8 protein-coding genes are annotated in these 12076 nt (G+C 61.8%); all 8 read left to right on the forward strand.

All coding sequences use genetic code 11. The annotated features are described in order from the left end of the window. Positions 1-11: 11 nt before the first annotated feature. The 8 genes from FE782_RS05280 to FE782_RS05315 all read left to right on the forward strand — a co-directional run bounded on the left by FE782_RS05280 (position 12) and on the right by FE782_RS05315 (position 12055). Entirely contained in the window at positions 12-2417 is a 2406-nt protein-coding gene (locus FE782_RS05280; RefSeq protein ID WP_138193003.1) for a glycoside hydrolase family 31 protein, read from the forward strand. Positions 2418-2432: 15 nt separating this feature from the next. Beyond that, entirely contained in the window at positions 2433-4868 is a 2436-nt protein-coding gene (locus tag FE782_RS05285) for a glycoside hydrolase family 95 protein (protein WP_138193004.1), read from the forward strand. Between the two features lie 82 nt (positions 4869-4950). Then, entirely contained in the window at positions 4951-5460 is a 510-nt protein-coding gene (locus tag FE782_RS05290; RefSeq protein ID WP_138193005.1) for a hemerythrin domain-containing protein, read from the forward strand. Between the two features lie 123 nt (positions 5461-5583). Then, positions 5584-6414, forward strand: a complete 831-nt coding sequence (locus FE782_RS05295) for an MBL fold metallo-hydrolase (RefSeq protein ID WP_138193006.1) — start codon at positions 5584-5586, stop codon at positions 6412-6414. Between the two features lie 98 nt (positions 6415-6512). Then, positions 6513-8132 (forward strand): response regulator, encoded by a 1620-nt coding sequence (locus tag FE782_RS05300; protein ID WP_138193007.1) that lies wholly within the window; start codon positions 6513-6515, stop codon positions 8130-8132. Next, positions 8102-9946 carry a cache domain-containing sensor histidine kinase gene (locus FE782_RS05305; protein WP_238392350.1) on the forward strand — a complete coding sequence of 615 codons (1845 nt, stop codon included), beginning with the start codon at positions 8102-8104 and terminating at the stop codon, positions 9944-9946. Before FE782_RS05300 ends, FE782_RS05305 begins: the two co-directional genes overlap by 31 nt. A 223-nt stretch (positions 9947-10169) precedes the next feature. Then, on the forward strand, positions 10170-11111 hold the full coding sequence (locus FE782_RS05310; RefSeq protein ID WP_138193008.1) for an ABC transporter permease: 942 nt from the start codon (positions 10170-10172) through the stop codon (positions 11109-11111). Between the two features lie 23 nt (positions 11112-11134). Further along, on the forward strand, positions 11135-12055 hold the full coding sequence (locus FE782_RS05315; RefSeq protein ID WP_238392351.1) for a carbohydrate ABC transporter permease: 921 nt from the start codon (positions 11135-11137) through the stop codon (positions 12053-12055). Positions 12056-12076: the final 21 nt, after the last annotated feature.

The following is a 12076-nucleotide window of genomic DNA, read 5'->3' on the forward strand; positions in this document are numbered from 1 at the left end:
AACCTATCGCGATGAAAGTGACAGGCGTAGTTGCAACCCCGGAAGCGCTCGTGCTGACGACGACGTCGGGCCGCATGAAGATCGAACCGTACGCGCCGTCGATCCTTCGCGTCGTCTATACGCTCGAGGAAGAGTTCGGCGCGAAGACGAGCCTCGCCGCGGTGCCCGATGCGAAGCGGGAAACGGCTTGGACGTATGCGGAGACGGACGACGCGGTCGAGCTCCGGACGTCGGAGCTGGCGCTCACGGTGACGAAGGCGACCGGCGCCTTCGTCTACCGCGACGCGGCCGGGCGGCTGCTGACGCGGGAGCCGGCGCGCGGCGGGAAGACGCTCGTCGCCGCCGAGGCGGTCGTGAATGTCTACGACGAGTCGGCCGAGGTGGCGACGACGATGTCGGTCGACGGCATGCGCGCCCAAGCGGCGGAAGCGAAGGAGACGATTCGGCGAAGGGCGTACCATACGAAGCTCGAATTCGAATGGAGCGAAGGAGAAGCGTTGTACGGCCTCGGCTCGCATGAAGAAGGCGTTATGAACCTTCGCGGCTCGTTTCAATATTTGTATCAGCAAAATATGAAAGCGGTCGTGCCCGTACTCGTTTCTACGAACGGGTATGGCGTCCTGTTCGACAGTTATGGACTGATGATTTTCCGCGACGACGCGCACGGCTCCTACTTGTGGACCGAGGTCGACGACGAGATGGACTATTATTTCATCCACGGTCCGGCGCTCGATCGCGTCGTCGCGGGGTACCGTCAGCTGACCGGCGCCGCCCCGCTGCTGCCGCGCTGGGCGTACGGTTACGCGCAGTCGAAGGAACGGTACAAGTCGCAGGCGGAGCTGATCGAGGTCGTCCGGGAATACCGGGAGCGATGCATTCCGCTCGATCTCATCATCCTCGATTGGTGCTCTTGGACGGGCAATCTATGGGGACAGAAGTCGTTCGATCCGGAGCGGTTCCCGGACCCGACGGCGATGACGGAGACGCTGCACGCGATGCACGCGCGGCTGATGGTGTCGATCTGGCCGATCATGAACAACGACGGGCCGAACCATCTGGAGATGAAACGCGAGAAGGGGCTGCTCGGCAATCAGGCGACGTACGACGCCTTCAGCGAGAAGGCGCGCGCGCTGTACTGGAAACAAGCGAAGGAAGGATTGTTCGACCACGGCGTCGACGCCTGGTGGTGCGACTGCACGGAGCCGTTCGAAGCCGATTGGAACGGCTCCGTGCGGCTCGAGCCGGAGCAGCGGCTGCTCGTCAATACCGGCCAGTCCAAGAAATACTTGGACCCCGAATATATTAACGCGTACTCGCTGCAGCATTCGAAGGGCATCTACGAAGGACAGCGGGCGGTTACGTCCGCGAAGCGGGTCGTCAATTTGACGCGATCGTCGTATTCGGGCCAGCAGCGGTACGCGACGATCACCTGGTCCGGGGACACGGCGGCGAAGTGGGAGACGCTGCGCCGGCAAATTCCGGCGGGGCTCAACTTCGTCGCGACGGGCGCGCCGTATTGGACGTCGGATATCGGCGCGTTCTTCGTCGCGAAGAAGGAGCAGTGGTTCTGGGACGGCGACTATGACGCCGGCTGCGAGGATCCGGCGTATCGGGAGCTGTATTTACGCTGGTTCCAATACGGCGCGTTCCTGCCGATGTTCCGCTCGCACGGCACGGACACGCCGCGGGAGGTGTGGCGCTTCGGCGAACCGGGAGAGACGATCTACGATACGCTCGTTCGGTTCGTCCGGCTGCGGTATCGGCTGCTGCCATACATTTATTCGCTGGCGGGCGCCGTGACGCACGAGCACGGCACGATGATGCGGCCGCTCGCGTTCGACTTCCCGGCGGATCCGGTCGTGCGCGGCATCGACGACCAGTATGCGTTCGGACCGGCGCTGCTCGTCTGTCCGATCGTCTCGCCTTCCGTCGGCGGGCGTTCGACGCGGCGGGTGTACTTGCCGGCCGGGACGGAATGGTACGACTTCTGGACGGGCGAGCGGCATGCGGGAGGCTCCTGGGTTACGGCGGACTGCGGGCTCGAGACGATTCCGCTGTACGTGCGAGCCGGTTCCGTGCTGCCGATCGGACCGGACGTGCAATGGAGCGGCGAGGCGCTCGACGCGCCTTGGGACGTGCTCGTCTATCCGGGGGCGGACGGCGGCATTACGCTGTACGAGGACGAAGGCGACGGCTACGGCTACGAGCGCGGCGCCTTCGCGCGGACGTCCGTCGTTTGGGACGACGCGTCGCGGCGGCTGCGATTCGGCGCGAGGGAAGGCGCACCGTTCCCGGGGGATTCGGGCCGGCGGACGTACCGGGTCCGGCTCGCGGCAGGCGGATTCGAAGCGTCGCTCGCCGCCGGGGACGCCGTCGTCGTCGAGCACGCGGGCGCGCCGCGCGACCTAGCATTATAAGAGGGGGGGCTGCCGATGAAGCTGGAATACGACAAGCCGGCGCGGCTGTGGACCGAGGCGCTGCCCGTCGGCAACGGGCGGCTCGGGGGGATGGCGTTCGGCGGCGTCGATCTGGAGCGGATTCAGCTGAACGAGGATACGTTGTGGTCCGGGAGCCCGCGGGACGGGAACAACCCGAAGGCGCGGGAGGCGCTGCCCCGGATCCGGCGCTTGATCGCCGAGGAGCGGTACGAAGAAGCCGAGGCGCTCAGCAAGCAATCGATGATGGGGCCGTACACGCAGACGTACCTGCCGTTCGGCGACCTGCACGTCCGGTTTTGGCACGGCCAGCTGGCGTCGGCGTACCGGCGCGAGCTGGATCTCGCGGACGGCGTCGCGCGCGTGCGCTTCCGGATCGGCGGCGTCTCCTACATGCGGGAGACGTTCGCGTCCGCGCCGGACGACGTCCTCGTCGTGCGGCTCGCCGCCGACCGAGCCGGCGCGCTCTCGTTCCGCGCGACGCTGAGCAGCCCGCTGCGGCATACGCAAGCGCCCGCCGACGGCGAAACGCTCGCGCTGCGCGGCTATTGCCCGGAGAACGTCGATCCGAGCTACTACGACACGGACGAACCGCTGCGGTACGGCGACCCGGCGACGACGACCGCGATGCGGTTCGAAGGCCGGCTGGCCGTCCGGCTCGAGGGCGGCGGCTCCGCGAGGATCGACGCCGACGGGCTGCACGTCGAGGGGGCGACCGCCGCGACGCTGCTGTTCGCCGGCGCGACGAGCTTCGCCGGCTTCGATCGGCCGCCCGGCGACGGCGGCCTCGAGCCCGGCGCCCTCGCGGCGCGCGCGCTCGAGGCGGCCGCGGCGAAGCCGTACGCCGCGCTGCTCGCGGCGCACGTCGCCGACCACCGGTCGCTGATGGACCGCGTCGCGTTCGAGCTCGACGCGCCGTCCCCCGCGCCGGACGGACTCGCCGCGGACGCGCGCATCCGCGCCTTCGGCGGCCGCGACCCGCGGCTCGTCGAGCTGCTGTTCCACTACGGGCGCTACCTGATGATCGCCGGCTCGAGACCCGGCGCGCAGCCGCTTAACTTACAAGGCATCTGGAGCCATGAGGCGCGTCCCGTCTGGAGCTGCAACTATACGCTCAACATTAACGCGCAGATGAATTATTGGCCCGCCGAGACGTGCAACCTCGCCGAATGCCACGAGCCGTTGCTGCGCTTCGTCGGCGAGCTCGCGGAGAACGGCCGGAAGACGGCCGAAATCCACTACGGCTGCCGCGGCTGGACCGCCCATCACAATTCGGATGTGTGGCGGCAATCCTGGCCGCCCGGCGACGACGGCCACGGCAATCCGCTGTGGGCGAATTGGCCGATGGGCGGCGTCTGGCTGTGCCGGCATCTATGGGAACACTATATCTTCGGCGGCGACATCGAATATTTGCGGGAACGGGCGTATCCCGTTATGCGGGAGGCGGCGTTGTTCTGTCTCGATTGGCTCGTCGAGGACGGGAGAGGCGGGCTGATCACGTCCCCGTCGACGTCGCCGGAGCATCGGTTCCGCCTCGAAGACGGCCGGACCCCGGCGTTAGGCGTCGCGACGACGATGGATATGAGCCTCATTCGCGAGCTGTTCGGCAACGTGCTCGCGGCGGCGGACACGCTCGGCGTCGACGAACCGCTGCGCGCCGAGCTGGAGGCGGCCCGCGCGCGCCTTAGACCTCCGCGGATCGGCGAAGACGGCCGGCTGCTCGAGTGGTCTGCGCCGTACGGCGACGAGGATCGATTCCACCGCCACGTCTCGCACCTCTACGACGTATTCCCGGGCGACGCGATGACGGCGGCGCGAACGCCGACGCTGTTCCGCGCGGCCCGCGCCTCGCTCGAGTCGCGCGGCGACGGCGGCACCGGCTGGAGCATCGGATGGAAGATCAATCTGTGGGCGCGTTTTCGCGACGGCAACCGGGCGCTGTCGCTCATCGAACGGCTGCTGACGCCGGTGGAGGACGACGGCGGGATGGACTTCCATCGCGGCGGCGTCTACGCGAACCTGTTCGATGCGCATCCGCCGTTCCAGATCGACGGCAACTTCGGCGCGACGGCCGGCATCGCCGAGATGCTGCTGCAGTCGCATGACGGCGAGATCCGTCTGCTGCCGGCGCTGCCGGACGCTTGGAGGAACGGGCGCTTCGCCGGACTCCGCGCGAGAGGCGGCTTCGAGATCGACCTCCGCTGGACCGACGGCGCGCCGCGGGAGGCGGTCGTTCGAGCGAAATCAAGCGGCGTCTGCGCGATTCGCGCGTCCGCAGCGCCGTTCGCCGCGGAGCGCGACGGAGCGAACGTAACGACGGAGGTCGACGCCGACGGCATCTCGCGGTTTCGGACCGAAGCGGGCGGCACATACCGGCTCATCTTCGGTCGCGCATCTCGTGCGAGCAGTGCGAATCGCGCGCCGTCGTTGTGACGCGGTTCACAGCCGTCCGTCCGCCGTCCGGATACAATGGGGGAAACCGAGGCCCGGCCTCGACTTCTTGGAGGGATGCCGCATGTACCGCACGACGCCGTTCCCGCCCGTTCCGCCGCCGCTCGGCCATCCGATCTTCCGACTGAACGAAGCGGTGCGGAAGCTGCAAGACGAACACGATGCGCTGCAATCGGAGCTCGAGTCCATCGTTCGGATGTCAGGACGTCTGTCGGAGCGGGACGATCGATTCCCGGACGACCCTGCGCTGCTGAAACGAGTGCGGAACGCCGTGCAAGCGTTCCAGAGAGACGTAGAACGTCACGCGAAGTGGGAGGAAGCGACGTTATTCCCGATGATCGCCTGGTACCTGGAGGATGAACCGATCCAGTTTATGTTGATCGAACAGGAGCACGAACTGGCGGAGCGGTATTTGCGCGCGTTCCTCGAAGCCGCGGATCGCGCTCCGTCGCAGCCGGGGCCGGCGAAGCCGATGGCGGGCTCCTTGCTTCAAGCCGCGCGTCATCTGAAGCTTCATTTCGAGATGGAGGAAGAGCTGCTGCAGGCGGTGCTCGATCGGTCGAATATCGATTGACGACATGCCGAGGGCGATAAGCGCGCCTGCCGGAGACGACGAAAATTGTCGTCCCCGGCGGGCGTTTTTTATGTTTTAATGTTTCTATGACATAGAATCGAGATTCGAAGGGAGCCGGAAGGAATGATAGGGAAAAGAGACATCGCCGCGGAAATCGCCGCGACGACGGTGCCGGACAACGCCTTGGCGATCTGGTCGCTCGGCCAATGCGGGTACGTCTTCAAGAGCTCGCGCTGCACGATCGGCATCGACTTGTATATATCGGATTGGGTGAACGAGCTCGCCGGAGAGCCATGGTCGCGAATCGCGCCGCCGCCGGTGGCGCCGGAGGCGCTGCCGCCGTTGGACGCGGTGCTGTGCTCGCACCATCACGAGGACCATATGGACAAGCGGTCGCTCGTCCCGCTGCGACTGAAGGACGGCGCGCCGCTCGTCGCGCCGCGGGCGCATCTGCCGCTCCTTCGGGAATGGGGGTTCGACGACGCGCGCCTCGGCGGCATGAACCACGGGGAGACGCTGCGCCTTGCGGGCGTCGAGATCAAGGCGTTCGCCGCGAAGCACGACGAGTTCGAGAAGGACGCCGAAGGCAATCACTTCTATCTCGGCTACGTGCTCCGCTTCGGAGACGTCGTCGTCTACCACGCGGGCGACACGGTCGGCTTCCCCGAGCTGCCGCAATGGATCGGCGCGGAGAACGTCGACGCGGCGTTCCTGCCGATCAACGGCAGAGATTACAAGCGTACGGCCGCGGGCATCGTCGGCAACATGAACTATCGCGAGGCGGCGGATCTCGCCCATGACATCGGCGCGCGTCTCGCGCTGCCGATGCATTACGGCGTCTTCAAGCACAACGACGAAAATCCGGCGTATTTCGCGGATTACGCGTACCAGACGTACCCCGAGCTGTCGTTCCACCTGATGCGAATGGGCGAACGGTTCGTATTTTTTAAATAATTTCGCGCGGGATGCTCTTCTTTTGTTGTTAATCATCCGAAAAATCGATAAAATATAATAAGTTACAACAACGAACGACAACGAATGGAGGGCCCGCCGTGTTTCGAGTCATGATCGTCGAGGACGAGATGCTCGTCCGCCTCGGGTTGAAAAATTCGGTCGACTGGAAGAAGTTCGACATGGAGGTCGTCGCGGACTTCCCCGACGGGCAAGCGGCATGGGAGTATTACCAACGGGAGAAGCCCGACGTCGTCATTACGGACATCCGGATGCCGAAGATGGACGGCATGGAGCTGATCGCGAACGTACGCGGGCGGGACAAGAGCACGCGCCTCGTCGTCCTGTCCTGCTTGGAGGAGTTCGAGCTGGCGCGCAAAGCGATGACGTACGGCGTATCCAGCTATATATTGAAGCTGACGATGACCGAGGAGGAAATCGAGACGGTGCTCGAGGGCGTCCGAAGGGAGCTGCTCGAGCAGGGCGGACGCGGGACGTCCGAGGAAGGGCGGCTTCCGTCGCAAAACAAAGATTTGCTGAAGGAGCAGATGCTGAAGGACTTCCTGTTCTATAACATCTTCTCCGCGGACGAATTCGAGTCGTTCGCGCTGCGCCACGGGCTGCGGCTGTCGCCGGTACGGCTGGTCGCCTGCCTGATGGAGGTCGACCGATACCCCCGTCTGAAGGAGAAATTCCGGGACGAGCACGGCCATCTGATCAAGATGACGCTCCTGAACATCTTGAACGAGATCGTCGCCGTCCATAAGCGCGGGGAAGCGTTCCACATCGACGAGACGCGGTACGCGATCGTGCTGTCGTTCGAGGACATGCATTCGGAACAAGCGATCGTCCAGGAAACTCGCGGACTTCTGCTCCACGTGCAGGAGGTGATCCGCACCTACTTCAACGGCTCCGTCTCGTTCGGGATCAGCGGCATTCAGAACGGCTATAAGTCATTGCCGAAGCTGTACGCGGAGGCGTCGCGCGCGCTCGAGCACAAGTTTTTGTCCGGCCCCGGACAGCTGCACGACGGGAGGGGGGCGCCCGACCCGACGCCGGCGCGCGAGACGTTGTCCGCGCTCCGCGCCGCGCCCGCGCTGCGGGCGCTGCTGTCGCCGATGAAGCAGAAGGAATACGATCATTACATGGATTCGTTCGACGGGGCGCTCGGCGAGGATCGGAAGTCGATCGAAATATTGCTGTTCCAATTCGTCCAATGGGTCAGCACGAACGTGTACGACGACAATCAGAACGAATTGACGTTGCTCGTCTCGGTGACCGACAAGCTGGAGAATAGCGACAACCTGCCCGACATGCTCGAACAGACGCTAATCTACTTATCGGACATCGCGGAGAAGGCGCGCAGTCAACTTAACATGAGCGGGGAAATTACGAAAGCGCTGCAGTACATCAAGCGGCATTATACCGAAAACATTTCCTTGCAGTCTGTCGCCGACCACGTCGGCCTCAGCCTCAGCTATTTAAGCAATCTCTTCAAGAAGGAACTGCAAATTTCGTTCGTCGATTATCTCAACCGGTACCGAATCGAGCGGGCGAAGGAGCTGCTGATCGGCACGCAGCTGAAGTCGTACGACATCGCGGTGCAGGTCGGATTTTCGCCGGAATATACGTACTTCAGCAAAGTGTTCAAGAAGGTAACGGGCCTGAACCCGAACGAGTACCGGAAGCAATGGGTGGCCGGGGCGCGTGGCGACGCATGAAGCGGCTCCGTTGGTTTCAAAGCCTTAGGACGCAGCTCATCTTGGTGTTCATGGTCATCAGCATCGCGGTGCTCGCGGGAGCGTCGTATTACATCTATTCGTTCATGCTCGGCATGGTGAAGGATCAGAACGAACGCCTTCTGTTCCAGCAGTTCCAGCAGCTCGACCATAACATTCATAATTTGATATCCGAAGTGGATCGGCTGCAGAAGCTGTTTCTGCAGGACGACGGCATGCAGGAGCTGCTGCTCAACTTAACCGAGAAGAGCGAGCTGGAGTTTTTGAATTACAAAAATATGCTCCACGCCCGGATCACGAGATTCATCGGCAATTACAGCTATGTGCATTCCATCTACGTCACGGCGGAAAATCAAGGCGCGGTCGGCGGCAGCGGCGACACGACGCTCGTGCATCCCGTCGAGGAATGGTCGAAGACCTTCTTCCGATCGGAGCCGTTCCGCCGCTCGAAGGAGCAATATCCGGGAATCGTCATCGAAGGCAGCTTGACGAAGTCGTTTTTCAACCCGTACATGACGGAGGACAACGACGGCGCGCTCGTTAGCGTTATGCGGGGGACGCGGGCCATATTCGATCCGCGAATCAGCGCGACGCTCATCTTCAACATCGACGAGCGATACTTGGCTTCGATATATTCCGCGTCGCTCGACGCGAACGACGGCGAGATGTTCATCGCGGACGCGGACGGCCGCATCGTCTCCGCGAGCCGTCAAGACCGCATCGGTTCGATGAGTCCTTATATGCCGCCGGACGGCGCCGACGGCCCGGTGTACGGAAGCCACGATATCGTCGACGGCAGCGATCGGGTTCAGATCGTGTACCGCAAGCTGCAGGACACCGGTTGGTATTTAATGAAGGAAATCCCTCTGAATGTGTACTCATCGCAAATTTATACCGTACAGCGCATGATTTTTCTAGTCTTTCTGCTGAGCTTAATCGTCATCTTGATCGTATCGTACTTTTGGCTCAACAAGATGATCCGTCCGCTGCATCTGCTCTCCGGCAAGATGAAGGACATGAGCCGAGGCGAGCTCGGGGTCACGTTCGACGAAGTGCCGAGCAACGAATTCGGCACGGTCATCCGGCGGTTCAACGAGATGTCGCTCAGCATCGTCGACCTGATCAAGAAAAACAACGCGATGCAGGAGCAGAAGCGGGAGCTGGAAATCGAAGCGCTGCAATACCAGATCAATCCGCACTTCCTGTATAACACGCTCAACAGCATTCGCTGGATGGCTTCGATCATTAAAGCCGACAACATCGTAAGCACGATCGTCGCGCTCGGCAACATCCTGCGGCCGGTCTTCTCGAGCAAGGACCCGATGTGCTCGCTTCGCGACGAAATCAGTTACCTGCAGCACTATATCAAGATCATCAATACGCGGTTCGACAACAACGTCATCTTCGATATCGACATCGACGAGTCGGACCTGGACTGCCGCGTTCCCCGCTTTATTTTGCAGCCGCTCGTCGAAAATTCGATCGCGTCGGGACGCCAGGACGAAGGCCACGTCATTCATATCGCCATTCGGGCGGAAGTCGCGGACGGCGAGCTCGTCATCCGCATCGCCGACTCGGGCATCGGACTCGAACCCGGGCGTATGGAGGCGCTGAACCGGAGCCTCGCGGCCGGCGAGGGCTACGAGTCGTCCGGCGACGGCAGCGGCATCGGGCTGAACAACGTGAACAAGCGGATCCGGCTGTACTTCGGTCCGCAATACGGCTTGCACTTCGAGGCGAGGGAGAAGGGGGCGGAAGTCGTCATGCGCATTCCGGCGTCGCAAGTCGGAGAATAAAATCGTTCAAGTTTTTCCGGACAGCGCCCGCGCTGTCCTTTTTCGTTCGGAGAAGACGGCGTTCGAGTTCAAGCGAATCGTTAAATCGTTCAATTCGGCATGGCGTCGCGCCGGTAAATTTTCAATATAGTCGAAAGATCCTTCATTCGGAGGCGACCGAGGAACCGCTATCATAGAGACAGGTGGAGAGAGAAGAGAGACTGCAAGACAAAGGAGAAGAGCTATGGAAATTACGTACGCAGCGAATAAACAGAAGGCCGCCAAGAAGTCGAAGCTCTTCCGGAAAGACGGAATGAAGCTGTTGCTTATGGCGCTGCCCTTCGTGGCGATCGCCTTCGCTTTCAGTTACGTACCGCTGTTCGGCTGGATTTACGCCTTTTTCGACTATCGTCCGGGCATTCCGCTCAGCAAGTCCGAGTTTATCGGTTTGGAAAATTTCACGGCCATGCTAAGCGACCCCCGCATGGGCCCCGTACTGATCAACACGCTGGCGCTCAGCTTGCTGTCGATCGCGACGGCGCCGATCCCGATGCTGTTCGCGATCATGGTGTCCGAAGTGAAAAACGAATGGTTCAAGCGGATCGTGCAGACGACCTCGACGCTGCCTCATTATATTAGCTGGATCATCGTGTATTCCCTCGCGTTCAGCATGTTCAGCACGGAAGGGGCCGTGAACGGGATCCTGTTCAAGCTGGGGCTGAGCGATACGCCGGTCAACGTCCTCGGGAACTACGAACGGGTATGGACCGTGCAGACGCTGCTCTTGCTGTGGAAGGGCGTCGGTTGGAGCGCCATCATCTACTTGGCCGCGATCGTCAGCATCGACAGCGAACAGTACGACGCGGCGCGCGTCGACGGCGCGGGCCGGCTTCGCACGATTTGGCACATTACGCTGCCGAGCATTATGCCGACCTTCATCGTCCTGCTGCTGCTGTCGATCAGCAATCTGTTGTCCGCCGGCTTCGAGCAATACCTCGTCTTTAGCAACGTGATGGTCGCCGACCGGATCGAAGTGCTCGATCTGTACGTATACCGGCTCGGACTCGTGACCGGCGATTATTCGTACTCCACCGCCGTAGGCATCTTCAAGTCGGTCATCAGCATCATTCTGTTATTCAGCGTCAACTTTATGTCTAAGAAAATCCGCGGGCAGGGTATCGTATAAGCAGCCGGGAAGGGAGTTTCGCCATGAGCATGCAAGCCAACGCGCCGGCGGTTCGCCGCAAGCGGCCTATTCACTTGAAGGATCTTACGTTCGATACGATCAACTACTTGGTTCTCGCGTTGCTCGTCATCGTCACGATCTATCCGTTCTACTATATCTTCATCTACTCGATCAGCGACTCGATCGAAGCCCAGAAGGGCGTGTATCTATGGCCGGCGGGCTTCTCGCTCGAGGCGTACCGGACGACGATCGGTCTCCCGGGCATCGCGGACTCCGCGATCGTCTCGCTGTCGAGAACCGTGCTCGGAACGATCGTAACCGTATTTTGCTGCTCCTTCTTCGCGTACCTGATCACGAAGGACGAGATGCCGTTCCGGAAGTACATCTATCGTTTCGTGCTCGTCACGATGTATTTCAACGCCGGGTTCATCCCTTGGTATTTGACGATGAAGGCGTACGGCCTGCAGAACAACTTCTTGCTTTACATCATTCCGTCCGCGCTCTCGGCCTTCAACGTCATCCTGATCAAGACGTTCATCGAACAGCTGCCGGCGTCGCTCGAGGAATCGGCGAAGATCGACGGCGCGGGGTATTTCAAAATTTACACGAGCGTCATCTTCCCGCTGTCGATGCCGATCATCGCGACGATCGCCGTGTTCGCCGCCGTCGGGCAGTGGAACACTTGGTTCGACAACTTCTTTCTCGTGGAAAACCCGAAACTGCAGACGCTGCAGCTCGTGCTCTATAATTTCTTGAATCAATCCAGCAATTTGTCCAACATGACGACGGAGCAGCTGAACCGCGGCGACTTGGTCCGCACGCTGACGCCGCAATCGATCCGCATGACGATCACGATGCTCGTCACGCTGCCGATCGTGCTCGTGTATCCGCTGCTGCAGCGGTACTTCGTCAAAGGCATCATGCTCGGCGCCGTTAAGGGCTAAGCGACGGATTATCCGGCCGAC

It is taken from the genome of Paenibacillus antri, from assembly GCF_005765165.1.
In the GTDB taxonomy this organism is placed as follows: domain Bacteria; phylum Bacillota; class Bacilli; order Paenibacillales; family YIM-B00363; genus Paenibacillus_AE; species Paenibacillus_AE antri.